The following is a 25,134-nucleotide window of genomic DNA, read 5'->3' as shown; positions in this document are numbered from 1 at the left end:
TTATATTGAAACTGATTGATGATTTCTGACAATGATTCAGCTATTGCACAAAAATTGGTTTGAATGAAAAAGATTTTTTACCTGTTAATCGTTTTAGGGCTGTTGACTTCTTGTGTTTCCAAGAAGAATCAGGTTATTCAACAGAATATACTTACCTTGAAGGATAGTTATTGTAAAGCTCCCTTTAAATACAATTATAGTAATAAAGTTCCTTCTTACAACTCAGATTCTATTTTAGAAGCCAATAAAGAGTTGAAAGAAATGTTTTCTGACCAGAGTATTTTAATTTTAAATGCTTTGGATAATTTGGATGAGGTTCATCAGATCATGGACCTTAAAAAAGATTCATCATTAGCTTCACAGATTAAGGTTCTACAATTAAAGACAAAGATCAATAGTAAAATTACCATTGCCCTTACTGAGCTTGATGCCGTTGCGGCAGAGTTCGATTGCGAAGGCGAAAGAGTGGCTCAGATTGGAAATTATGTGGATAATCTCAATTCTTCAAGAAATAATAAACTGATTCTATATTCTATCATTACAGGTGCTGCAGCCTCAATTGCCGGGGGAATTGTCGGAGACCAGGGCTGGAGTAATGCTATTGATATCGGAGGAGGGGTTTTGGGAGCCGGTTTTGGTTTAGCCACGCTTAATCCAAAAGGAAAAAAGGTAGAATTTATTCATCAAAGAAACCTTTTGAGAGATATCTGGAAAGGCAAATTAGAATCTCCAAACTTTCCGCCTTTTATCTGGTATATGTATACCGAAAAGAAATTTTCTAATAGGGAAGAACGTTCCATTATCGGAAATATGAAAGAAAGATGGCTGCATTATCAATTTGATGATGATAAAACAGCGGCAGATCAATCCGTTATTTTCAGTGATGGTGGATTCTATCGGGCAGATGATCTTCATAATCGGGCTGCGATGCTTAATCAGATGCAATCAGCAACCAGAACGATTAATCAAAATATTAATTATTTACTGTTGGATCTGGATAAATTAATCCTTTAAGAAAAATTTAACTGTAATAAATTTTGTTACAATTAAAATTTGTCTATCTTTGCAGAGTAATTACAATGAACAATACAAGATTTGCTACGGCAATACATATAATGACCTTATTGGCGAAAAGTCCTCAGGAGTGGCTCACTTCTGATTGGATCGCGGGTAGTATCAATGTAAATCCTGTCATTGTACGTAAAGAGATCAGTGTTTTGAGAGAAGCAGGTTTAATTGTAAGCAGACAAGGAAAAGAAGGTGGAAGCCAGTTGGCAAAAAATGCTGAAAATATTACAATTTCTGAGATTTACAGATCAGTAAAAAATACTGAAGTATTAGGAAAGAAAAATCAGAACCCTAACCCCGCCTGTAGTGTCGGAAAGGAAATTAACAATCATTTAAATACACTGTTTGAAGAAACAGATCAGTTGGTAAGTCAATTTTTAGGAGATAAATCTTTGAAAGAATTCGCAGATCAATTCGAATAAAATTTTTTACCTTTAAATGTAACAAAAATTATTACAATTTAAATAAAAAAATAGAACATTATGAAAAAAGTAGCAGTAATCGGTGCGACCGGTTTTGTAGGTGCACACATCGTAACAGAATTGGCAGACAGAGGGTATGCAGTGGAAGCATTAGTAAGAGACGCGTCGAAGGTAAAAACGCAGGAAAATGTAACAGCAAAAAGCGTTGATGTAAACAATGTAGCAGAATTAGCAGAGGCTTTGAAAGGAAATGATGCGGTAATCAGTGCATTTAATGCAGGATGGACAAATCCAAATCTTTACAATGACTTTTTGAATGGATCTGAAAATATTGAAAAAGCAGTAGAAGAGTCAGGAGTAAAAAGATTGATCGTTGTAGGCGGGGCAGGAAGCCTTTACACACCAGATAACATTCAGATTGTAGACACGCCGGATTTCCCGGATGCTTATAAACCAGGAGCAACTGCAGCAAGAGATTATCTGAATAAAATCAAAGGGAACAATACTTTAGATTGGACTTTCTTCAGCCCTGCTATTGAAATGAATCAGGCTAACGTAGGAACAAGAACAGGAAAGTACAGAACATCTCTGGAAACTCCAGTATTTGATGAAAATGGAAGAAGCCAATTGTCAGTAGAAGATGTAGCTGTAGCTTTGGTTGATGAACTGGAACAGAATAACCACATCCGTGAACGTTTCACAGCAGCTTATTAATTAAAAAAGAACAGAAATGTTAAAAAGAAAATTATTATCATTAATGACTATTCTTGGTTTCATCAGCATATTTGCAGGAAACCTGAAGGTGAAAGTCTATAATCCCGGAACCAAGGCTATTTTTCCAATTACCTCTACCATTATTTATGGAGATAAAGATGCGATGCTTATTGATGCACAGTTTCAAAAGCAATATGCTGAGCAATTGGTAAAAGAAATAAAAGCAACCGGAAAAAATCTTAGAACCGTCTTTATTTCTCACAGCGATCCGGATTTCTATTTTGGATTAGATGTGATTAAGAAAGCTTTTCCCAACGTAAGAATTATTTCTACAGCCCAGACTGCTTATCTTATTTCTGCTTCTAAAGATGATAAACTGGCAGTTTGGAAACCGCAATTAAAAGCTGATGCTCCTTCAGAAATCATCGTTCCGGAAGCTGTGGATTCAATTCCTGATCTGGAGGGAAATAAGATTGAAATTAAACAAAACCCTGAGGATCCGGCGCACAGCTTTCTTTGGATTCCATCTATCAAAACAATTGCAGGAGGAATATCAGTTTCTGTGGATTCACATCTTTGGATGGCAGACACTCAGAATGTAAAAGCTATTGACCAATGGATCGGGCAGATTGATGTTATGAAATCTTTGAAACCTGAACAGGTGGTTGCATCGCATTTTGCAAAACAGTCTTTGTCTACGGTATCACTTGACTTTGTAAGAGGTTATCTTGAAAATTACAAGAAAGCAGTTACTGAAAATAAAACTACATCTGCTATTGTAGATTTTATGGTCAAGAAATATCCAAATCTTCCCGGAAAAGATGAATTGGAAATGGGAGTAAAGGTTTTTCTGGGTGAAATGGAGTGGGATTTAAAATCACCATATCCGGCCATTGGCAAGAAAGTAGAAGTTGATTTTGGAGCTGTAAAATTCCTGTTGGATTTTAAGGATAACAAAACAATGACGTTTACCGGAACAGCAGGAAGTTCAAAAGGCAGTACAGATACTGTAGAATATACAGCAGTAGAAGTAGCAAAGAATATTTTTATGGTGTACTGGCATGAGCCTCATCTGGGATTCAATGTGACTCATATTCAGGATTATAATAAAAATATTGTGTATTCTAATATTGCAGGACCAGACGGGACATTTACCCATCCTACAGGAACTCTTAAGATTTTAAAATAAAAAGCAGCTGCCATCGGCAGCTGTTTTTGTTTATATTGTAATTGTAAAACCCTTATACTAAAATAACATCTCGCAGATTCCGCAGATCTTGCAGAGGTTAACGTTAAAAAATCTGCGCTATCTGCTTGATCAGCGAGAGTATAAAATCTGTTTATATCTATCTTTTAGAATTAAAAAAAGCTGCCTCATTGGAGACAGCCTTCTTTTATAGATTCATAAACAACCTCGGGTTTACCGGAGTATTGTTTTTGTGTACTTCATAATGAAGATGAGGTCCGGTAGAACGCCCGGAATTTCCGGATTTGGCAATAACCTGGCCTACTTTTACTTTATCATTTACTTTGGAAACAAGCTGTGATAAATGTCCGTAAAGGGTAGCCAGCCCGTTTCCGTGAGAAACAATGACACAATTTCCATACCCACCTTTTTGTCCGGAAAAAATAACAGTTCCGGCAGCAGCAGCCCTTACATCAGAACCAAACGCAACGGCAATATCCAGTCCTTTATGGAATTGCATTTGATCCGCTTCAGCAGGAGGATTATTTTTTTCCAAAGGAGCAACTTTAGAAACAGTTGTTCCGGCAACAGCTTTTACAGCAGGAGCGGAAGCCGCCGATGTAGATGCTGCTGGGGCCGCTTTTGGAGTTACCATTACTTTAACTTCTCTTTTATTTCCATAGCTGTCTGTTAATTCGACGATTTTTTCAACAGGCTCAGCCTTCACTTCAGGTTTCGGAGCTGCTGCTGCAACAGGTTTGGCTTCTGTAGCCGAGCTTGATTTTACCGAAGCAAAAACAGTTTTGAATGGAATAGGATTTTTTCTGATCCCGAAATTAGATGAAATATATCCATCTGTAGGCATTCCTAATGGAACCTGCATCAGCTTTTTCTGTAGGTCCATCAGATATTGGCTGTATCGGTTGGCTTGTTTGGAAAGATAGATAGAATTGGCGATGCTGTCCTGATCAAGCATCATGAGCTTTTCATTAGAAATGTCTTTAGACTTCAGGAAAGAATTCAGTTGGGGAAACTGTCTGATCTACAAGGGTAAGATCAGTTTTCATTTTCAGATAATCTACACTGTCTTTTTCAGTGTTTATTTTTACAAGATTAACTTCATAATTTTTATCATCCTTCTCGGAGAATAATTTGGCAATGAAGATCCCTTGTGCAAAAACTACTAGTAAAAGTCCTCCCAGGAGAATGTTTACGTTCTTCTTGCTGTTTAGAAATTTTTTCATATTTCCTTTCTTAGAATAATTAAAACGGTTTTTCAGCTGCAAATTTAATTAAAAATAAGTTTTGAAGATTATTCTTAATTAAAATTCAGTTTTTTCTGTATCTAACGTTGAATTGCATATTTAATTGTGTGGAAGCATTATTTTTTTCAGAAAGTGTTTTTTTATCATGCCTTAAAGTATTTTGTTAAATCTTTGTTTAATATATTTGCAGTTCACATTCCAATTATGGCTAAAAAGAAAATTATTTCAGAATCTTCGAATCCAAAAAAGACTAAAAAGGATGTTTCTGTAGGAGTAGTAGGAAGCGGAAGTTTTGCAACCGCTATCGTAAAAATGTTGGTTGAAAATTGCAAAGTAGTACACTGGTGTGTAAGAAGCGAGTTTGTAAAAGGAGCAATTGAGCTTCGTGGGCATAACCCTACTTATCTTACTGCAGCTCATTTTAACCTGAAGAGTTTAAAGTTGACCACAGATATCAATGAACTGGTTTCAGCTTGCGATGTTATTGTGTTGGCAACACCTTCCATTTATTTATCTGATACCTTGGATAAGATGACCTGTGATTATTCAGATAAGATCTTTGTTTCTGCAATTAAAGGGATTATTCCTAAGGTGAATGATGTGGTGGCACATTATCTTCGTGATGAGTTTAAAATCGGTTTCAGAAATCAGGCAGTTATTGCAGGACCTTGTCACGCTGAAGAAGTAGCAATGGAAAGACTTTCATATCTTACAATTGCAACAGTAGAAGATGAAACGGCCGAAAAGCTGGAAGGAATTTTCAGTTCAGATTTTATTAAGGTGCAAACCAGTAAAGATATTTTAGGAAATGAATACAGTGCAATTCTTAAAAATATTTTTGCTATCGGGGCCGGTATTGCAAGTGGACTAGGCTATGGAGATAACTTTACAGCCGTTTTTGTATCCAATGCGATCCGTGAAATGGAGATTTTCCTGGAAGCCATCTATGAAGCACCAAGAGATGTAAATGAAAGTGCCTACCTGGGAGACCTTCTGGTAACCGCTTATTCACTTTTCTCAAGAAACAGAAATCTTGGAAATCTTATTGGAAAAGGATATACCGTAAAATCAGCAATCCAGTCAATGAATATGGTTGCAGAAGGATATTATGCTGCTCAATCCATCTATAAGACTTCAAAACAGAAAAATCTGAAATTACCGATTATTGATACGGTATATGCTATTCTTTATGAAGGTAAAAATGCTGAAAAACAGTTTAAAAAACTCACTGCAAAGCTCAATTAAAAAACAAGGTTCCATATTATAGAACCTTGTTTTAATACCTATACTGAAGGCTCAAGTAAATCATTACTTAAGCCTTTTTTATTGACTCATTTTAGTAATTACAAGAGCCAGTGACGAACGGATATTCAGATTGCTGGCTGTAAAACCGTTTCCTGTATCAAACTCAAATTTTTGACGGATCGTTGTTGGTGCGGTTAACGTTAAAAAATAGCTTCCCTGAAAAAAGGTAAAAGAGCTTGATAACTGGCACATTTTGTTGATTTCCGTAATGCTTGTACCTGTTGCAGCATTGATCATATAAGATCGTGTACAGGTGAAGTTTTGAGAAAGATACTGTGTATTGGTGGTTCCGTTGTTGTTATTTCCATTACTGGAATCTACAGAGTATCGAAGGATATATGTTCCGGCGGGTAAAGTAATAGTAGAAGTATCAGATCCTAAGGAGGCTGAAGTAATTTTATTAGAGGCAACAGTGAAATTGCTAAGCGTATTATTAGTACTTCCGGTAGGAACTAAAATACCTGAATTGATAATTAAAGACATAGACTGAGGTTCAGTTCCTGCAATTATGGAACGCTGCCACTGGTTTCTGATCCATACATAATATCCTTTGGGAAAAGTAGAGACTCCTCCTTTGTTATAAATCATCAGACCATCTGCTGGATTAGCAATCGGTGTTGTTGTACTATTGAGTACTGTAAGATCATATTGAGGAAAAAGTACACCTTTATCGGATGAGTTAATATCCAGGACACTGCTTGCGTTAGGGGTGCTAGTATTAATACCAACTTGTGCTTTAATGCTTATACTAAAAAGTATTAGTGCTGCGCAGGCAAAATAAATATAGTTTTTCATTGTAGTAGTAATTATTGGTTAAGGGCTGATCTTTGAATATCAACTTTGGTGTTGGTAATGATAATCTCTCCGTTATTGGGAGTTGTCCCTCCTGCTCCTTGTTGATATGTCCCTCCTGCATCATGGGCAATAGAAGGGACTAAAGTAATAGGTGTTGCTGAGGTTGAAACAAAAGAAAAACTCATATTTAAGGTATGTGTTTTATTTGATGCTATTGATTGGGCATTGATGCTTATTGTTTTTCCATATTGAGTTCCTGAAACAGGGTCAACAAGCTTTACAAGATATTGATGCAAATGTACAGGAGTACCTCCAATTCCCGCAGTGCTGCTTTCCAATGCAGTTCTTATATTAAGACATATGTTAACCAGATAACCACTGTTTCCAGGAAGGGTAATAACTCCTGATGTTGTATTATAAGAAGCCCCAATATCATTTGAGAGAACAGTAAGAGAAGCATCCGTGAAGTTTTTAAAAGTACCATTCGCAAAATTTCCTAATACATTATAATCTGTCGTACGTTGAAGCATCATGTAGCTTACAAGGTTGTAGGAATCTGCCATTTGAGTCCATCTGTTATTTTTCCATATATAGAGACCAGGACTGATTGAGTTTCCTTTATTGTATACTATCAAACCTTCTGCGGGATTAGCAACTGGGGTAATATTGTTTAATATATCTATAATATCAACTGTCGGAAGGAGTACTCCCTTATTAGTAGATTCAGATACTTCCAATACTGCTGAGCTGTTTATAGAAGATTTCCCAATTCCTACTTGTGCGTGTATTATTTGCACTATTACAAATAATAGGACGATATAACCTTTTTTCATGTGTTTTGTTTTAAAGTTGTGATATTTTAATATAAGATCCAGTGGGAATTACCTTGACAAGGTCGTAAAACGTACTGTTTTGCATTCTTCCCAATCGTAATCTTAAACCTCCGATGATATTGGCATTAGGATTAGAAGGAACACTGTAATAATAAGACCATGTTGCTAAATGATTAGTATCTACTTTAGAAACAATTGGGACTTCCTTTCTTGTATTTGCTCCTGATACAAACGTATTACTTGTATTATTATACAGATCGTTGGTAAAATCTATAAAATATCCCATCAGATAGTAACTGCTTCCTGAAAGAGGTGCTGTCCCTCCTTGTCCGGAAGGGTTTTCCTGAGGAGAATTTAAATTAAGATTTACTTCTACCAGATAGTTTCCTTGAGGAAGAACTAGAGAATATCCCCCTGTACTTGGATTTTGAACAACTTTGAAACCATTAATGTTAGATACCCCGGAAACAGCTGGAGGATTTACTAATAATTGAGCATTAGTTCCGGCAACAGCATTATCCAATACAGATAGATTTCCTGTGAAATCAAGGTAGGCAACTTTAGGAGTGTTTTCGGCATCAATAGTACTTTGCCATTGTTTAGTAGTCCCGTTGAAAACATGTAAGGCCTTATTATTAGCATTAGTACCTCCATTAAAACCAATAAGAGCATTTGCAGGAGAGGCAACTGGAGAAGTTGTACTGCTTAGATTTGTGATATTCAGGTTAGGAAATAGCAATCCTTTATTCCCTCCTGAAATAACGACTGTGGGAGCACTGGTATAACCGCTTCCTCCATTATTTATAGTGATACTGGTTATAGTTCCATTGGTCATATTAGCCGTAGCACGTGCTTTTGTACCGCCATTCACAACAGAACCGCCGCCATAAAAATTAATAGTAGGTGCCATAATGTAACCACTTCCGCCGTTGGTGATGGTAATCCCGTTTACAACGCCACCTGATACGCTTGCAGTAGCTGTCGCAGAAACTCCATTGAAATTTTCGATATGCAGAATTGCACTAGGGTCCGGTTTGGACGTGTTGATTCCTACACTTCCGCTTTGGGCAAATGCCAATGTAGCGAAAAATGTACTTACGAAGTTAACAATTTTCATCTTTTATATGTTTACGAAATAATTTTAATTAAATACACATGGAATATGGTATTAAATCAATTGAAAGATACGTATAAAAAATGATTAAATTGTGTTTTTAATATGACTTTTGATCAAATAAATTATTGTTTTATCAATTAAATGTGACTTTTATTTGTTTATTTTTAATGTAAATTCACATATTTTTGAAAAAAATATGATTATAAACCATTATGATTAAAGTAATTCATACAGTGAACTTGGATGAACTTAAATTAACATAAAATATACGAAGAATGCAAAAAAGATAATTATTTACCTTTTGGTGAATTATATTGAACTAAAATTTATTTTTTTTTGATGGAAAATGACTATTTATTATTGCTATTATTAATCATTTCAATGTTATTCTATTGATACTTTCCATTATATATTGTTGCATAATTAAGAAGTGTTTTTAACTCAAAAATTAACGTGTTAAAATCGTTAAACGCGTTTCTCTTTTTAAAACTTTTCCCGAAATTTGAACTAAAATTTAAAATTATGTCACAATCGCTTACAAGCAGAACACCGAAACCTAAATACGACGTTGTACTGATAGGGGGCGGAATCATGAGCGCCACTTTAGCAACGCTGCTTCATGAATTTGATCCAAAACTTGAAATTGCCATCTTCGAAAGACTAGGAAGATTTGCCAAGGAAAGTACAGCAGCTTGGAACAACGCCGGAACAGGGCACTCCGCATTTTGTGAGCTAAATTATACTCCGGAAAACCCGGATGGGAGTATTGATATCAAGAAAGCAGAAAGCATCGCAGAACAGTTTGAAGTTTCAAAACAGTTCTGGTCTTACTTATTAGCGAAAGGATATATTCAGGATCCAAAGGACTTCATCAATTCCTGTCCGCACATGAGCTTGGTATTTGGAGAAAAAGATGCTGAATATCTTAAAAAACGCCATGAGAAAATGTCCGAATCAGTTCTTTTCTCCGGAATGGAATTTTCTACAGATCATGATAAGTTGAGAGAGTGGATTCCATTGGTAATGAGCAAAAGAAATAAGTCTGAAGTAATGGCGGCCACAAAAATGAATATGGGAACAGACGTTAACTTCGGAACTTTGACCAGAAAAATGGGAAGACACCTTTTGGAAGATTCAAAGGTGGAAGTATTCCTATATCACGAAGTGAAAGACATCAGCCCTAAAGAGGACGGAAAGTGGGAAATGAAAGTGAAAGACAGAATCAATAGCCACAAGCAGGAAGTAAATGCAGACTTTGTATTTATAGGAGCTGGAGGATATGCTCTTCCGTTATTGGACAGTTCAGATATTAAAGAAAGTGAAGGATATGGAGGTTTTCCGGTTTCCGGACAATGGCTGGTAACTCATAACCAGGAATTGGTAGAGAAGCATCAGGCTAAAGTATACACACAGGCAACCGTAGATGCTCCGCCAATGTCTGTACCTCACCTTGATCTTAGAATTATTGATGGACAAAAGGCTCTTCTTTTCGGACCTTTTGCAGGGTTTTCAACAAAATTCCTGAAAGAAGGAAGCTATCTTGATTTGCCGGAAAGTGTAAACACTAAGAATTTAAAATCTTTATTTGGCGCATGGTGGCATAACCTTCCGCTGACTAAATATCTTATTCAGCAGGTAGCGATGACCAAGTCTCAAAGAATGCAGCATTTAAGAGAATTCATCAAGGATGCTAAAGAAGAGGACTGGGAGTTGAAAGTAGCCGGACAAAGAGTTCAGATCATTAAGAAAGATGATAAATTAGGAGGTAAACTGGAGTTCGGAACTGAGGTGGTTGTTAATAAAAACGGTACCATTGCTTCTTTATTGGGAGCTTCACCGGGGGCATCCACAGCAGTACAGGCAATGCTTAATGTTCTTGAAAAATGTTTCCCTGAGAAACTTCAGGGAGAATGGAAAGACAAATTGCTGGAAATGGTTCCGTCATACGGACAAAAATTGGCAGAGAATCCTGAACTTACTGAAAAGTTAAGGGAATATACCAAAGAAAAGCTAGAATTAGAATACTAATATTAATAATGAGCAGTGAATAATAAGCTATACAACATATTATTCATTGCTCATCACTTATTACTGATAAAAGGTGGAAGAAATTGTTATAAAGCCGGTTATTGCAAAAGAACTTCTTGAATCTCTTCAGACAAAAATAGAAGAAGAGAAGCAGGTGATTGTACATTGTTGTTTTCCTGCATCACCATTTTTAGGAAATTTAATCAGAATCTGGCATTCAACCTATCTTTTTGATAACCAATCTGAGCATAGAAGCAAAATGATTCATGCGGAGAATATTTCGATTTCTCCCTATTGGACGCCTGTTCCTTTTATGCAGGATTTTTGGTTTACTTTAATCTTTTCAGGGCTGCCAAAAGATTGTAAAAGTTTCGATCTTAAAGAAGTTATTCCTGAAGAAGGTGGTTTCTTTGTAGAGTCTATTAAAAGAAATTCTTCCGATGTATATCGTGTGAAAATATCAGAATCATATTAACATGAAGGTAAGGGAGGAGAAACTGGAACAAATCATTCACTGGGCAGAAAACAATCCGGATATCAGAGCTGTTCTTTTAACCAGTTCATTGGTAAATCCATATGCTCCGGTAGATCATTTTAGTGACCTTGATGTAGAGTTGGTTTTTGAAAACAGGCCTATTTACGAAGACAGTCATGAATGGCTTAGGCTTTTCGGAGAACCGATTTCCATGGTGGAAGAAGATGATACTGTTTTTGATGGAAAACATGCGATGAAGATGGTGTTGTACAGAGATCATATAAAGGTTGACTTTAAGCTTTATCAGGTAAAGGAATTCTCTGAAGAAATCTGTGCAGAAGTACTTCCGGATGATTGGGATCTGGGATATAAGGTTTTAGTGGATAAAGATGGGCTGACAAAGGATTTGAAACCCCCAACTTATCAAACGATTATGATTCATCAACCTACGGAGAAGAAATTTAATCAGTTATTAAATGACTTCTGGTGGGATACGACTTATGTAGCAAAATGCCTTAAGCGAGGTGATATTTTCTATGCTAAATTCATGTCGGAAGATATATTGAGAACAGATTATCTGGTTCCTTTAATCGAATGGTATATTGCTGGCTCTCATGAATGGAATAACATAACCACAAACAAACATGGAAGGCTCTTCAAAAAATATCTCTCAGAAGAACAATGGAGCAGAGTGGAAGCTACCTTTTCAGGAAGTAATATTGAAGAAAACTGGACTGCTTTATTTGTTTTCGCTGATCTTGTTCACGAATTGGGAACTGTTTTGGCTGAAAAGCTAGATTTTGAATACCCTTTTCAACATGAAAAAGACATCCGAAATTATCTTGTAGAAGTAAAGGCGCTACCTTAGGCAAATTCATCCTGACGGATCAGATTTTCAATACAATATTCTGCAATAGCTGTAATGGTCACAAACGGATTGACTCCAATGGTTCCGGGAATTAAGGATCCATCCAATACATAGAGATGTTCATGATCCTTTAGCTTTCCAAACTCATTGGTTGCTTCACCTAATACACATCCGCCAAGAGGATGATAACAAATATCAGCTCCAAAACCATTGTTGAACAGAAAGTGGCTTCTGGTTCCTCCATTTGCTTTATTCATTTTTCGGATAAAAAATTTGGCATTTTCCCTCATTTTAGAGGTATGACTTTCATCCCAGTTCAATCTAATCTTTTGGGTGGTTTTATCATAACCTACTTCTCCTTTTTTATCGACTCTGTTAATCAGCAGATATAACGCTGTGGCAACATCCATTCCCATCGGTAAAGGAGCAATTTCTGTGAAAAAAGGATGTTCTTTATCCTCCCAATTATCAATTCCGCCTACCGGAATGGTAGATTGTTTTGAACCTGTTCCGCCTGATAACGGTTTTACCCAGTTTCTTCCGGTCATGAAATTACCGTTGTTTCCCCAATTTTTGCCAATGTTTTCATGAACAGGAAAGTGATTGAGAGCATTGGAATGAAACAGCAGTTGTAATGTTCCCATTGTTCCAGCAGAAAGAATCAGTTTTTTACAATTAAAAACCTTGTCTGCAACTACACTTCCGGAGGTATCAATTTGCTGAACATTTAATGTATAGCTTTTATCATCATTAAGCTTAATATGATCTACACAATGAAGATCCAGTATTTCGAGATTCCCGGTTTCCAATGCCTTTTTCAGGTAAGTTTTATCTAAACTGTTTTTTCCATGATTATTTCCATAGATGACCTCAGTATTGAGAGCGGAACGGGGAACTTCATTTAAATATTCCTTTTCCATGTATTTAAAATCATACACATTAGGAACCCGCATGGTCTTGAATCCTGCCTTGTGAGCCTCTTCTTCACCTACTCTTGTGAATTTATAATAAGGACATTCTTTTAGAAACTGTTCATCAATAACATTTACTTTGAGTTCTTCACGTACCAGAGGGAAGTAATGATTGTAAAACTTTTCAGCATCAAGATTGGGGAAAACCTCTCTGAAGTAACTTTCTTTGGGAGTTACGGCCATTCCTCCGTTCACTAATGATCCTCCTCCAACTCCTCTTCCCATCCAAATATTAATATTGTCAAAATCCATTCGGTCTAATGTTCCAGTGAAAGGTGTTAAGGAAAAGATATTCATAAAAGGAGCTATTGTTTTCTTTTTTAACCAGGCTGAACTTTTTCCCGGCTTTAAGAGATTGGAAAATGGAATCCCGGCTTTTTCCCAGTTAAGGCCCATTTCAAGCAATATTACTTTTTTCCGGCTTCACACAGACGTAAGGCAGAAACAGCACCGCCATACCCGCTCCCGATGATAATAATGGGAGCATCAACGGTTTCTTTTATCGTAGTGGTTCTTCGTTCAGCGGCCCGAAAAAGATCTGATTGTAGAAAATAAAAACCTGAGATGGCAAGCATGCTTGTTTTGATGAATTTCTTTCTATCCATGGGCATTGCTGCTCAAAAAGTATGCTAGACCCGGAGAAACTTACTTTATTTAAAACAGATTATACTTTTTATTAGAATTTTAACTTTTGAAACGAAGGAAAATTCTTAGTTTTACTTATAATTTTACAGTTCATGAAAAAATATATATTGATCTTTTTCTTTTACCCTTATTAGCCTTTTCGCAAAAAATGGTTTCCCGGGAGGTTATGGAAATCAAAAAATTTCAAAAAGATCTTGATAAAGAATACCTGGATCCAAAAGAAACACCTTTACGAGGAGATAATTTCAAAAATTTTAAAGGACATCCATTTTTCCCTTTTGACCTGAAGTATCGCGTAACAGCAAAATTTGTAAGAACTAAAGATGCACAGCCTTTTGAGCTGCCAACATCTTCGGGTAAAACAAAATCTTATAAAGAATATGGAAAGGCAACATTTGAACTGGATGGAAAGTCTTATACCTTAACACTATATCAAAGTCTGGATCTTATTAAACAAGATCAATATAAAGACTACCTTTTTCTGCCTTTCCGTGATGCGACCAACGAGAAAGAAACCTATGGAGGTGGAAAATATATGGATTTGAAAGTCCCAAAAGGAAAGACCATTGTTCTGGATTTTAACAAATCTTATCACCCGTTCTGTGCTTATAATGCCTACGATTATAATTGTCCTATTGTCCCTGAAGAAAATAAACTTCCCGTGGAAATACGGGCAGGGGTAATGTATGAAGATATTTATCATCATTAAATTATGGTAAGTTTAGAATTTTTTAAATCAGATGAGCATCTTTCGGATGTTAGCTATAGTTTAGACGACAATCAGCTGCGTTTTACAGCCTCTCCTAATCAGGCTTTAGAAAATATTGAGAAAAGAGATGATCATGACGCATATCCCATTACAATTCTGGAAAATTTTGTTCCGGTAGGATTTTTTGTTCTTGACTTTGGAAAAGATAAATTTGAATTGACGGATAATGAAAATTCTGTGTTGGTAAGATCTTTATCGGTAAATCCTGATGTGCAGGGTAAAGGAATCGGGAAAGCAGCAATGATTCAGGTAGATGATTTTGTAAGAAAAAATTTTAAGGATTGCGATGAAATTGTTTTGGGTGTTAACCAGAAAAATGATTCGGCGTATCACATTTATCTGAAAGCAGGATATATTTATGAAGGTAAAACCAGAATTGGAAGGAGTGGTCCGCAATACCTGATGTATAAAAAACTTTAATAAAATTTTAAAATCATAATTTTTTTACTGCTGATTTGTTTCCATAACTTTGAGTAACATCAATTTACAACTATGGAAATATCACTTCACAACCAGGTTGCAGTGGTTACAGGTGCCTCTAGTGGAATAGGCTCCGGTATTGCAAAATCATTAGCTTCAGCAGGGGCAATTGTTATTGTCAATCATTCTTCACCAAGATCTCAGGATGAAGCAAAATCAGTATTGAAAGAGATTACAGATGCTGGCGGGCAGGGAATAACCTATCAATGTGATGTTTCACAGGAGGGTCAGGTGATTCAGATGTTCCAGGATGTTGTCTCAAAATTTGGAACGGTAGATATTTTGGTAAACAATGCCGGAATCCAAAAGGATGCTAAGTTTACTGAAATGACTTTGGACCAATGGAATGCGGTAATAGGAGTGAATCTTACCGGTCAATTTCTTTGCGCAAGAGAAGCTGTCAAAGAATTTCTTCGCCGGGGAATAGATCCGTCCCGTTCCATAGCCTGTGGGAAGATTATCCATATCAGTTCTGTTCATGAGATTATTCCATGGGCGGGACATGCTAATTATGCATCCAGTAAAGGGGGTGTCAGAATGTTGATGCAGACATTAGCCCAGGAATATGGTGCAGATAAGATCCGCGTTAATTCTATTTGCCCGGGAGCTATTCAAACCCCTATCAATCAAAATGCGTGGAGTACGCAGGAAGCACTTAATTCACTTCTTACTCTTATTCCGTATAACAGAATTGGGCAGCCGCAGGACATAGGAAATCTGGCAGCATTTCTTGCCAGTGATCTTGCAGACTATATTACAGGAACCAGCATTTTTGTTGATGGTGGAATGACAACGTTTGAGAGTTTCTCTACGGGCGGGTGATGGTTCAAAGGTTTAAAGTTTAAAGTTTGAGGACTGTTATTGTGAATACGTTTTACAAGCTGTTACTCATTGCTTATTATTCATTAGTTATTACTCATAATTAACACTTATGTCAGAAAAACAAAGAGTTTCAGATGTTTCATGGAAAAAATGGGGGCCTTATGTAAGCAATCGTGAATGGGGGCTTGTTCGTGAAGATTATAGTGAAAATGGTGATGCCTGGAATTATACCAGCCATGATACAGCAGAAGCCAAAACCTACCGATGGGGTGAGGAAGGTATCTGTGGCATCTGTGATGATCTTCAGAAACTTGTATTCTCTGTTGGATTCTGGAATAAGAAAGATCAAATGGTAAAGGAACGATTCTTTGGCCTTACCAATGGGCAGGGGAATCATGGAGAGGATGTCAAGGAATATTTTTATTACCTGGACTCCACGCCTACTCATTCCTATATGAAGATGTTGTATAAATATCCTCAAAATGCCTTTCCTTATGATGATTTAATTAAAACCAATGCAAAGAGAAGTAAAGACGAACCTGAATATGAATTAATTGATACCGGAATCCTTGAGCATAATGAATATTTCGATATTTTTATTGAGTATGCTAAGGAAAACCAGCATGATATTCTTGTCAGATTAACAATCATTAATAAAGCAGAGAAGGAGGCAGATCTTGTCATTTTACCTACAGCCTGGTTCAGAAACACCTGGAATTGGGGATATGATGACTATAAGCCTCAATTGTCTGCTGAAGAAGCCACTCACATCAGGGTAAATCATCAGGATATTGAAGTGAAGAATATATATGCAAAGCAATCTTTAAAAACACTGTTTTGTAATAATGAGACCAATAACCAAAGGCTTTATCAGTCTTCCAACGAGTCAAGATATTGTAAGGATGGAATTAATGACTTTGTACTGACGGGAAATTCTCAGGCAATTAACCCTAAAAATACAGGAACAAAAGCTTCATTTTTTATTGATGACCATTTTAAGGCTAAAGAGTCTAAAATATATGAATTCAGGCTTACAGATAAGGAATTAAAAGAACCCTTCGATGACTTTGAATCTATTTTTGAAGAACGGCATAAAGAAGCGGATGAGTTTTATGGAGAAATTCAGAAAGGAATTCAGTCGGATGATGAAAAATTAGTACAAAGACAAGCATTTGCAGGGATGCTTTGGAATAAAATGTTTTACCATTACAATGTTGAGAAATGGCTGAAAGGTGATCCGGCAGAAATGCCCCCTCCTAAATCCCGTGAAAAAATAAGGAATTATGACTGGAAGCATCTCAATAATGAGCATATTGTTTCCATGCCCGATAAATGGGAGTATCCGTGGTATGCCACCTGGGATCTGGCTTTTCATACCATCAGTTTTTCACTGATTGACCCGGATTTTGCCAAGCATCAGCTGAAGCTTTTTCTTTTTGAATGGTATATGCACCCTAACGGACAGCTTCCGGCTTATGAATGGAATCTTAGTGATGTGAACCCTCCGGTACATGCCTGGGCAGTTTTCAGAGTATTTAAAATTGATGAATATTTAAAGGAAAAACCTGATCTGGAGTTTTTGGAAAGCGCATTTCAGAAACTGTTGATGAATTTTACCTGGTGGGTAAATAAAAAGGATATCAATGGGAACAATATCTTTGAAGGCGGCTTCCTGGGACTTGATAATATTGGTGTTTTTGATCGGAATTCTACTTTACCCAATGGAGAGCAGCTGGAGCAATCAGATGGGACAAGCTGGATGGCTATGTTTGCATTAAATATGATGCGGATTGCGTTGGAACTTGCTCAGTATAATAACGTATATGAAGAAATGGCAATGAAGTTTTTTGAACATTTTCTTGCCATCGCCAATTCACTGGATAATATGGGAGATGAAAATTTCAGCCTTTGGGATGAGGAAGATGAATTTTTCTATGATGCCATTGCTTCCAGTGATGGAACTCATATGTATTTACGGTTAAGAACTATTGTAGGATTAATCCCCATGTTCGCTGTAGAAGTAATAGATGATGAAATGATTGAAAACCTGCCGAATTTTAAAAAAAGAATGAAATGGGTACTGGATAACAAACCGGAACTGGCAGCGCTGGTTTCAAGATGGGAAGTGAAAGGGCAGGATTCCAAACACCTTTTATCCCTGCTGCGGGGCCATCGGTTAAAAAGACTGCTGGCAAGAATGCTAAATCCTGAAGAATTTTTAAGTGACTATGGAGTAAGAGCTCTTTCCAAGGAATATGAGAAAAATCCTTATACATTGAATCTCAATGAAACTGATTATTGTGTGAAATATACTCCAGCAGAAAGCGACAGTGGATTGTTTGGTGGGAATAGCAATTGGCGAGGGCCGATTTGGTTTCCTATCAACTTTTTGATTATTGATAGTCTCCAGCGGTTTTTCTTCTACTACAGTCCTGATTTTTTAGTTGAATATCCTACTGGAAGTGGAAATTATTCAAGCTTAGATCAGATAGCAGATTCTTTGAATAAACGATTAGCAAAGATATTTTTAAAGGACAATGACGGGAAACGACCTGTACATGGACAATATGAGAAATTTCAAACTGATCCCGATTTTAAGGATTATATTTTGTTCTACGAATATTTTCATGGTGACAATGGCCGTGGGGTAGGGGCTTCTCATCAAACAGGGTGGACAGGCCTTATTGCAAAAATTCTCCAACCAAGGTTTATTAAGAAAGAGATTGCCGAATCTGAAACGGAAATGCCTGAAGATGCTGAAGAGAAAAGAAACTAAAAAGGTTACTTAGCAAATACAGAGGCAAAAAACAAAACAATAAATAGAACTATTACATCTGTTTTTTAAGCCTTGCCAAGCACTGTTTATCTCTTTTAATTTATTCGAATATCTGCTGTATTACTTCTAATGATGCCGGGTTTTTAAAATCGGTAATATGATAGTGATAGTATACCAAAATGCTGTCAAGAAAATCTTTTCTCAGAGATGAATGTATCTTTACACTATAAAGATTTTCGGTAGTCAGGATCTTTTTCCAAATCATGGAAATTTCTTCACTGAATAACTGGTGTGCAGAATTTGTGGAAAAAGTTCCGGTTTCCGGATCTAAAAAATTTCCTTCACCTATTAAAGGGGCTACACCCTGTACTTTTAGTATAACAAGTAAAAACAGTAAATGACACTGATAGTTTTGCTGTTCCAGTTCAGTAATAAATCTTTCTATACTGGAGAAAATAGTAAGGTTTTTGTTTTCAAGTTTTAGGATCTGATTCAGGAAGTCTGCAATAAAGAATATGACAGTACCAGCTTTGATATCAGCATAAGCATCATTTCCTTTTACCAATTCAAATTTTGAGATGGTAGCTATGCCGCTGCCTCTTACAGGGCTGAGGGAGAAATTCAGTTTATTCAAGGGCTGCAGGAAGGCTTTCTTTTTATTTTTTCGGGAATAAATTCCTTTCAGAAAATAAGACTGAAAACCATCCTCCTCAGTAAAACAATGCAATACAGCATCATTTTCCCCATATTTGATGAATGAAAGTAAAAAACCGTTTTGTGTATTCATTAATTGACTACGCCTATTTTGGCTGTCGCTTTATCAGAACCGTCTTCATTGGTCATGAGTACAAAGTAAATTCCTGATGCCACTCTGGCACCGCGTTGATTGTTAAGATCCCATTCATAGGCTCCCCCTCGTGCTACTGCAGAATGTACAACATTTCCAGCAGCATCAACGATTCTTATATTGGTTTTCTCTGCCAATCCTTTAATTGTAACTTTCCCTTTGAAATTGGAGTAAACTACAGGATTAGGATAGACTATTACATCTCCAAAGTTGGAAGTTACATCTGTGATATCTCCCTGATAAGTTACAATACCGTTATAGGTTACAAAATATACTTTTCCTGTTTTTTTATCTACTTTTATATCAGTAACGCTATTGGTTGGAAGAGGAGAGTTTTCCATGGTAAAATGCTTTATAGTCCTTTGACCATCTGCAGAAAGGTAGTATACACCCCCTCCATCTACGGAAACCCATTTATAATTTCCTCCGTCTGTTTCTATCTGAAGAATACTGGAATCTCTGAAAAGCTCTTCGCCAATCCCGTTTTGCTCAATAATAATAGGGTTAACCTTAGGTTCAGGAGTTTTTATTTCAGCAGCAGCATTCGATAAAACTCTTACTCCTTTGTCTGTACTAATCCATACGTCACCAGACTTGTCGGCAGCTACAGATAATGTTCCGGAAGCAGTTGTAGGAAACCCATTTTTTTCAACTAATATATAATCGTTATCATCGGAAAAGTTAAGTGCATCTTTATAATCATATACCCAAAAAGCATTTGACCTGGATAAAGGGATCCATAACATATTTTCATAAACGATAGGCTTTTGTACGGATGCACTTTTAAAATTAGAAACTTTTAGATTGAAATCATCCTTAGCCTTATCATATACAGCTACAGCAGGACCTCCGTCATTAAATGAAAATACAGCAAAGATATTGTTTTGGGTATCAGTTGTAAGACCTACTGCTCGTCTTTGCCCAGGAGTAGCTTGTACTGAATAACGTTTTGCAAAGTCAAAGTCTTTATTGGCAGCATTATATTTAAGTTTATAAATTCCTTGAACATCTGTTGCATAGTTTGCAAAAAGAACCTCACTATTATCAAGAGGATTAAGAATGGCATCCAATACATTGAGAGTTCCTGTAAAAGTTTTAAAGTAAGAAGGATAAATCCACTCTGTACCATTAAAGTAATAGAATCCAGGTCTTTTAGGGTTAATGACTGGTGTATTGTATCTTTCAGCTCTAGCTCCGGTGGAAATTAATAACTGATTATTATCGTATATATTTATTTTATAGGCAAAATTAAATTCTGGTCCGGATGGTTTATAATTATGATTGCTTTCATCCTTTATTCCTGATAGTACGGTTCCGCCAAATAATTTTCCGCCAGCCATTGTAGCAGTGTTACATTGCTCTCCGAAATCTACAGCATTCATATTGGTCCCGTTCAGACCAAATGTATAGACCCTGCTGTCAGTAACTACAACATTATTTTCAGTAACTACAATATCCTGAATATTTCCAAGACTCACAGGCAGCTGAATAGGGGCTCCATTATTATAGACGAATGCGGCAGTAGTAGATGAAAATGCTAATTCCGATTCGGAATCAATATGCTTGAAGTTTCCGGGAATCTCTGTAACCCAAGTAGAATAAGCCGGAAAAGTATTGTTGATTTCATGGCTCTTCAACCCTGAATTTGTTACAGAATACACTTTATTTCCGAATATGGTAGCTTCATTACTTGCTTCAAATGTTCCTCCGGTTAGAAAAAATACAGAGTCTGCAAATTCTTTCTTTTTTATATTAAAAATGGATACTCCGTAGCCTACAGAAATTGTAGCTCTATCTCCTGTGATAGAGATGTGATTGATTTTCTTATTTCCATTATAACCAGTCGCAATAGGAATATCAACAATATATTTAACCTCATTAGGGGTCACTACATCTATGGCTCCGTTTACATAACCAATAACCGCTGTTTTACTTTTAGGATCATAATCAAAAGCTGTTATTCCTATATTGTGGAGACCAGTGGCTTTAGATAACTTCGTAATTTCTCCTGTTGATATGGTATAATAAAATATTCCGTTTTCTGTGGCAGCCACTATTCGTCCGTTGTCTTCCTTCATAGCTAAGACATTATTGTAGGAAAATAGATCTGCCCATTTTTTTGATGAAATGACCTGAGCTTTTGTAAACTGCAGGGAGGCTAAAATACCAAGAGAAATTAGAGAGAGTTTTTTCATGTTATGCTATTATGCTGCTGTCTATTGCCTGGTTGTTCCAGGAAATATGCTGTACGTTTTTGTTTGTATCAAAATAAAAATCTATTCTACCTAAAAGAAGTCCTGCCCATCCTACCTGATTAACAAGAACGTTTTTGCCTTGTCTGTTGGTATATGTCTGAGGTTCTGGTAAGAATGTATGAGTATGGCCGCCCAGAATGATATCAATATTTTCTGTGCTGGCTGCTAAAATTTTATCACTTACTTTGTTAGGTTCATCTTTGTAATCATATCCAATGTGTGAAAGGCAAATGACAAGATCACATTGCTGATCTTTTTCAAAAAGTTTGAATAATGCTGTGCTACATCAATAGGATTAGAATAAACGGTTTCTGCATACTGCTTCTTACCTACAAGTCCATCTAACTGGATTCCTACTCCAAAGATCCCAACCTTAATTCCGTTTTTGTTGAAAATCTTATAAGGAGATGTTTTTCCATCCAGAATCGTATTCTTAAAATCGTAATTTGAACAGATGAATGGAAACTTCGCATTCGGAAGAACCTTTAAAAATCCTTCAAGTCCGTTATCAAAATCATGATTTCCCATCGTAGAAGCATCATACTTCATCATGGACATTAATTTGAATTCCAGTTCACCACCAAAAAAGTTGAAATAAGGTGTTCCCTGGAAAATATCTCCAGAATCAAGAAGAAGTACATTGCTTTCCTGGTTTCTGATTTGCTGAATTAAGCTTGCTCTTCTTGCAAAGCCACCCTGATTAGGATTTTTTGTATAGCTTGCATCGAATGGTTCTATTCTGCTATGTTGGTCATTAGTATGAAGAATCGTTAGCTTATTTGCGGATTTTAAGTTAAGAATTTTTAATTCTTCCGCCATCATCATATTAGGAGCTAAAGCCATTGCTAAAGATCCACCACCTATTGCCTTTAAAAAACTTTTTCTATCCATTACTTTTTACCAATAAAATTTAGACGAACATCTGTAGGAGAAACAATCTCAGGATTTTTCTTGAAATAATCGATGTATAAATCTCTAAGTTTAACTCCTGTAGGAATAGCTTCTCCTTTTGAAAAGAATTTCATATTATCACCACCTAAAGCCAGATAATCTGAAGTGGCAATATAGTAATCTTTGTTAGGATCTACTTCTTTTCCATTAATTAAAGATTTAGATAATTGTCCGTTTTTGGTTTCAATATATAAATGAGAAACAGGATTGTTGACCTGCGTTTTGGCATAATATTCAAAAAGTCCGGATAGGTCTGAACCTTTCATTTTTACAATAATCAATTCATTTTCGAAAGGCATTACCTCAAAAAGGTTTTTCAGCATAATATCACCTTTCCCAATCGTAGTACGGATTCCTCCAATATTGATTAATGCAGCGTCAACATTTTGTTTAAGATGAATTTTTGTCCATTCATCACCACCTTCAAGGGTGTAATCTGCTAAAAGATTTCCCAGATTGCTGTTATCCCCCTGCTTGGTAAGGTCTGTATTGGTGTGAGAGATCTTTTGGTTCATCTCTTTATCCAATTTCTGCTTATAAGGTTCGATAAATTTTACAAATTCCTCATCATTCTTTAGCTCATTATTAATAGAAATATTTTTCTGGGTCTTTACAGTCGCAAGTTGCGGCGCAGAAGCCGTTTTGCATGCAGTAAGAGATGCCAGAGCAATTCCTAGTAACAAGAATTTATTTTTCATAATATCTTTTAGTATATGCAAATATAACTATATGTATAATAAAACATTATTATTTATTACAAATTCTTATTGTAAATGATTAAATTTGGCAAAAATAATTCGAACAGATGAGCATTTTAAAAGGAGTAGGTGTTGCGCTGGTAACACCCTTTAATGAAGATTTATCCGTTGATTTCGACAGTTTAACAAAACTTGTTGAATATAATATTGAAAACGGAACCAATTATTTGGTAGTATTGGGAACTACAGCTGAGGCTGCAACGCTTTCTGATGAAGAGAAGAAACAGGTAATTGAGCATATCATTAAGGTGAATAATAAACGTCTTCCTTTAGTATTAGGAATAGGCGGTAACAATACTCTTGAGGTTAAGAAACAGATTGAAGAAGCAGATCTTTCTGCGTTTGAAGCAGTACTTTCTGTATCTCCATATTACAATAAACCTAATCAGGAAGGTCTTTATCAGCATTATAAAGTGCTAGCTTCTACAGGGAAAAATATTATCATCTATAATGTTCCATCCAGAACAGGACAAAATGTTGATGCGGATACTACAATCCGTCTTGCAAAAGAATTTCCAAATCTATTCATGATTAAAGAAGCATCATCTAATATCTTACAGTATTTTGATATTCTTAGAAAGAAACCGGAAGGTTTTTCATTAGTATCCGGAGATGATGAATTTACTCTTCCTGTAACATTGGCAGGTGGTAATGGCGTAATTTCTGTAATCGGGCAGGGATATCCAAAAGAATTCTCTACCATGGTACAATTGGCTTTGGAAGGTAAGGTAAAAGAAGCTTATGAAATTCACAACAAATTGGTTGATATTACCCGTTTGATTTTTGCAGAAGGTAATCCTTGTGGGATTAAAGTTGTATTAGCAGAAAAAGGAATTATCAAGAATTATCTGAGACTTCCATTAGTTCAGGCATCAGAAGGGCTTTATGGAAAAATTAAAGCTGAAATGGCAAACATTTAATAGATGAATAAGTTAAGGATTGAGGTCTTTTATACTCAATGGCTTAACGAAAATAATCATTAATCAAATATAAAAAGTGAAAAGTTCAGACTTTTCACTTTTTTTAATCATAATACAAAAAATATGAAATTAATAAAAGCGACAGGGAAAGATATTCCTCTTATTCAGGATCTGGCAAGAAGGTCTTGGGAAAATGCATATGCAGAGATCCTTTCCAATGAACAAATGGAGTATATGCTCTCAGAAATGTATTCGGAACAGGAAATTGAAAGTCAGCTTCAGAATCCCAATTATCATTATTATTTGATTGAAGATAATAATACCCAATCTTATGAAGGATTTATTGGGTATGAGCATAATTATGAAGATCAGACTACAAAACTGCACCGTATTTATTTGGTTCCTGAAAGTAAAGGAAAGGGATTTGGGAAAGGGGCTCTTCTGTTTTTAAATGAGAAAGTTTCCGAGAACGGGAATAAGAGAATTATCCTTAATGTCAACAAACATAATGCTGCCAGAAACTTCTACGAATCCCAAGGATACAAGGTTTATGGTGAAGGTGTTTTTGATATTGGAAACGGTTTTGTGATGGATGATTTTTTAATGGAGTTTCTAATTCACGAATAATTGACTTAAAATTTTGTAACTTTATCCTGTAATTCTATAACGGGTGATTTCTTTTTTTGAATCATCTTTGTTCCAGAACCAAATCACTTATATATAATACATTCATATGCTTGGTTTTGAGCTGACATAGCTTTTTATCAGTATATTTTTTTCATCCTTAGTGTTTAAATTCCTGTGTTTTCGAATGCAGGAGTTTTTGCGTATATATATTATGTTAAAAAAATATTTTCTATTTCA

General features: G+C 36.0%; 24 protein-coding genes and 1 pseudogene. 14 read left to right on the top strand and 11 right to left on the bottom strand.

All coding sequences use genetic code 11. The annotated features are described in order from the left end of the window. The first annotated feature begins 63 nt into the window (after positions 1 to 63). The 4 genes from H5J24_RS18730 (at position 64) to H5J24_RS18715 (ending at position 3,393) form a co-directional block, all read left to right on the top strand. Complete coding sequence (locus tag H5J24_RS18730; RefSeq protein ID WP_068939824.1) at positions 64 to 1,014, top strand: hypothetical protein; 951 nt, start codon at positions 64 to 66, stop codon at positions 1,012 to 1,014. 65 nt (positions 1,015 to 1,079) lie between these two features. Next, on the top strand, positions 1,080 to 1,490 hold the full coding sequence (locus H5J24_RS18725; RefSeq protein ID WP_068939822.1) for an Rrf2 family transcriptional regulator: 411 nt from the start codon (positions 1,080 to 1,082) through the stop codon (positions 1,488 to 1,490). A 60-nt stretch (positions 1,491 to 1,550) separates the two neighbouring features. Next, positions 1,551 to 2,204 carry an NAD(P)-dependent oxidoreductase gene (locus H5J24_RS18720; protein WP_068939821.1) on the top strand — a complete coding sequence of 218 codons (654 nt, stop codon included), beginning with the start codon at positions 1,551 to 1,553 and terminating at the stop codon, positions 2,202 to 2,204. A gap of 16 nt (positions 2,205 to 2,220) precedes the next feature. Then, a complete protein-coding gene (locus H5J24_RS18715; protein ID WP_068939820.1) occupies positions 2,221 to 3,393 on the top strand; it encodes an MBL fold metallo-hydrolase in 1,173 nt (390 codons plus the stop codon). Between the two features lie 205 nt (positions 3,394 to 3,598). Here H5J24_RS18715 and H5J24_RS18710 read toward each other — a convergent pair whose 3' ends face one another. Both H5J24_RS18710 and H5J24_RS18705 read right to left on the bottom strand, forming a co-directional pair. Continuing rightward, complete coding sequence (locus H5J24_RS18710) at positions 3,599 to 4,432, bottom strand: M23 family metallopeptidase (protein ID WP_429832706.1); 834 nt, start codon at positions 4,430 to 4,432, stop codon at positions 3,599 to 3,601. Then, on the bottom strand, positions 4,392 to 4,634 hold the full coding sequence (locus tag H5J24_RS18705; protein WP_232815766.1) for a hypothetical protein: 243 nt from the start codon (positions 4,632 to 4,634) through the stop codon (positions 4,392 to 4,394). The genes H5J24_RS18710 and H5J24_RS18705 overlap by 41 nt, the downstream gene beginning before the upstream one ends. A gap of 225 nt (positions 4,635 to 4,859) precedes the next feature. Between H5J24_RS18705 and H5J24_RS18700 the strand changes: the two genes are divergently transcribed. Next, the gene (locus H5J24_RS18700) at positions 4,860 to 5,900 is read left to right on the top strand and encodes an NAD(P)H-dependent glycerol-3-phosphate dehydrogenase (RefSeq protein WP_066691828.1); all 1,041 of its coding nucleotides are present in this window, start codon (positions 4,860 to 4,862) and stop codon (positions 5,898 to 5,900) included. 78 nt (positions 5,901 to 5,978) lie between these two features. On the opposite strand, the gene H5J24_RS18695 is transcribed toward H5J24_RS18700, so the two are convergent. From H5J24_RS18695 to H5J24_RS18685, 3 genes are read right to left on the bottom strand one after another with little or no spacing between them, the layout of a single operon-like run. Further along, positions 5,979 to 6,755 carry a hypothetical protein gene (locus H5J24_RS18695; protein WP_068939819.1) on the bottom strand — a complete coding sequence of 259 codons (777 nt, stop codon included), beginning with the start codon at positions 6,753 to 6,755 and terminating at the stop codon, positions 5,979 to 5,981. Positions 6,756 to 6,766: 11 nt separating this feature from the next. Further along, a complete protein-coding gene (locus tag H5J24_RS18690) occupies positions 6,767 to 7,588 on the bottom strand; it encodes a hypothetical protein (protein ID WP_141395615.1) in 822 nt (273 codons plus the stop codon). A 10-nt stretch (positions 7,589 to 7,598) separates the two neighbouring features. Next, positions 7,599 to 8,705, bottom strand: coding sequence for a hypothetical protein (locus tag H5J24_RS18685; RefSeq protein ID WP_068939815.1), 1,107 nt, complete (start codon positions 8,703 to 8,705; stop codon positions 7,599 to 7,601). 522 nt (positions 8,706 to 9,227) lie between these two features. Here H5J24_RS18685 and mqo point away from each other — a divergent pair. From mqo to H5J24_RS18670, 3 genes are all read left to right on the top strand, one after another. Next, positions 9,228 to 10,733, top strand: coding sequence for a malate dehydrogenase (quinone) (gene mqo / locus H5J24_RS18680; RefSeq protein ID WP_068939813.1), 1,506 nt, complete (start codon positions 9,228 to 9,230; stop codon positions 10,731 to 10,733). A 73-nt stretch (positions 10,734 to 10,806) separates the two neighbouring features. Continuing rightward, positions 10,807 to 11,208, top strand: a complete 402-nt coding sequence (locus tag H5J24_RS18675) for a hypothetical protein (RefSeq protein ID WP_045493119.1) — start codon at positions 10,807 to 10,809, stop codon at positions 11,206 to 11,208. A 1-nt stretch (position 11,209) separates the two neighbouring features. After that, positions 11,210 to 12,076 (top strand): AadS family aminoglycoside 6-adenylyltransferase, encoded by an 867-nt coding sequence (locus tag H5J24_RS18670; protein WP_068939811.1) that lies wholly within the window; start codon positions 11,210 to 11,212, stop codon positions 12,074 to 12,076. On the opposite strand, the gene H5J24_RS18665 is transcribed toward H5J24_RS18670, so the two are convergent. Together H5J24_RS18665 and H5J24_RS18660 are read right to left on the bottom strand one after the other, a co-directional pair. Next, a complete protein-coding gene (locus H5J24_RS18665) occupies positions 12,073 to 13,443 on the bottom strand; it encodes a GMC family oxidoreductase N-terminal domain-containing protein (protein WP_232815765.1) in 1,371 nt (456 codons plus the stop codon). The genes H5J24_RS18670 and H5J24_RS18665 overlap by 4 nt on opposite strands. A gap of 11 nt (positions 13,444 to 13,454) precedes the next feature. Then, positions 13,455 to 13,652 carry a hypothetical protein gene (locus H5J24_RS18660; RefSeq protein ID WP_232815764.1) on the bottom strand — a complete coding sequence of 66 codons (198 nt, stop codon included), beginning with the start codon at positions 13,650 to 13,652 and terminating at the stop codon, positions 13,455 to 13,457. Between the two features lie 86 nt (positions 13,653 to 13,738). On the opposite strand from H5J24_RS18660, the gene H5J24_RS18655 reads away from it, so the two are divergent. The 4 genes from H5J24_RS18655 (at position 13,739) to H5J24_RS18640 (ending at position 18,539) form a co-directional block, all read left to right on the top strand. After that, positions 13,739 to 14,401, top strand: a complete 663-nt coding sequence (locus H5J24_RS18655; protein WP_232815763.1) for a DUF1684 domain-containing protein — start codon at positions 13,739 to 13,741, stop codon at positions 14,399 to 14,401. A 3-nt stretch (positions 14,402 to 14,404) separates the two neighbouring features. Beyond that, a complete protein-coding gene (locus H5J24_RS18650; RefSeq protein WP_068939805.1) occupies positions 14,405 to 14,881 on the top strand; it encodes a GNAT family N-acetyltransferase in 477 nt (158 codons plus the stop codon). 72 nt (positions 14,882 to 14,953) lie between these two features. Further along, positions 14,954 to 15,763: a glucose 1-dehydrogenase gene (locus H5J24_RS18645; protein ID WP_068939803.1), complete on the top strand. Its 810-nt coding sequence runs from the start codon at positions 14,954 to 14,956 to the stop codon at positions 15,761 to 15,763. Between the two features lie 109 nt (positions 15,764 to 15,872). Continuing rightward, complete coding sequence (locus H5J24_RS18640; RefSeq protein ID WP_068939801.1) at positions 15,873 to 18,539, top strand: MGH1-like glycoside hydrolase domain-containing protein; 2,667 nt, start codon at positions 15,873 to 15,875, stop codon at positions 18,537 to 18,539. A gap of 100 nt (positions 18,540 to 18,639) precedes the next feature. On the opposite strand, the gene recO is transcribed toward H5J24_RS18640, so the two are convergent. The 4 genes and pseudogenes from recO to H5J24_RS18620 all read right to left on the bottom strand — a co-directional run bounded on the left by recO (position 18,640) and on the right by H5J24_RS18620 (position 23,290). Beyond that, positions 18,640 to 19,326, bottom strand: coding sequence for a DNA repair protein RecO (recO, locus tag H5J24_RS18635; protein ID WP_068939799.1), 687 nt, complete (start codon positions 19,324 to 19,326; stop codon positions 18,640 to 18,642). Then, positions 19,326 to 21,581, bottom strand: coding sequence for a type IX secretion system anionic LPS delivery protein PorZ (gene porZ / locus H5J24_RS18630; protein WP_068939796.1), 2,256 nt, complete (start codon positions 21,579 to 21,581; stop codon positions 19,326 to 19,328). Before porZ ends, recO begins: the two co-directional genes overlap by 1 nt. A gap of 1 nt (position 21,582) precedes the next feature. Then, positions 21,583 to 22,532: pseudogene (locus H5J24_RS18625) on the bottom strand (bifunctional metallophosphatase/5'-nucleotidase). Beyond that, the gene (locus tag H5J24_RS18620) at positions 22,532 to 23,290 is read right to left on the bottom strand and encodes a 5'-nucleotidase C-terminal domain-containing protein (protein WP_068939792.1); all 759 of its coding nucleotides are present in this window, start codon (positions 23,288 to 23,290) and stop codon (positions 22,532 to 22,534) included. The pseudogene H5J24_RS18625 and the gene H5J24_RS18620 overlap by 1 nt, the downstream one beginning before the upstream one ends. 107 nt (positions 23,291 to 23,397) lie before the next feature. Between H5J24_RS18620 and dapA the strand changes: the two genes are divergently transcribed. Further along, positions 23,398 to 24,270: a 4-hydroxy-tetrahydrodipicolinate synthase gene (gene dapA / locus H5J24_RS18615; protein WP_068939791.1), complete on the top strand. Its 873-nt coding sequence runs from the start codon at positions 23,398 to 23,400 to the stop codon at positions 24,268 to 24,270. Between the two features lie 123 nt (positions 24,271 to 24,393). Further along, positions 24,394 to 24,897, top strand: a complete 504-nt coding sequence (locus tag H5J24_RS18610) for a GNAT family N-acetyltransferase (RefSeq protein ID WP_068939790.1) — start codon at positions 24,394 to 24,396, stop codon at positions 24,895 to 24,897. Positions 24,898 to 25,134: the final 237 nt, after the last annotated feature.

This window comes from Chryseobacterium capnotolerans (assembly GCF_021278965.1).
Taxonomy (GTDB): Bacteria; Bacteroidota; Bacteroidia; order Flavobacteriales; family Weeksellaceae; genus Chryseobacterium; species Chryseobacterium capnotolerans.
The sequence above is the reverse complement of the archived record's forward strand: the minus strand, read 5'-3'. Positions and strand labels throughout refer to the sequence as shown.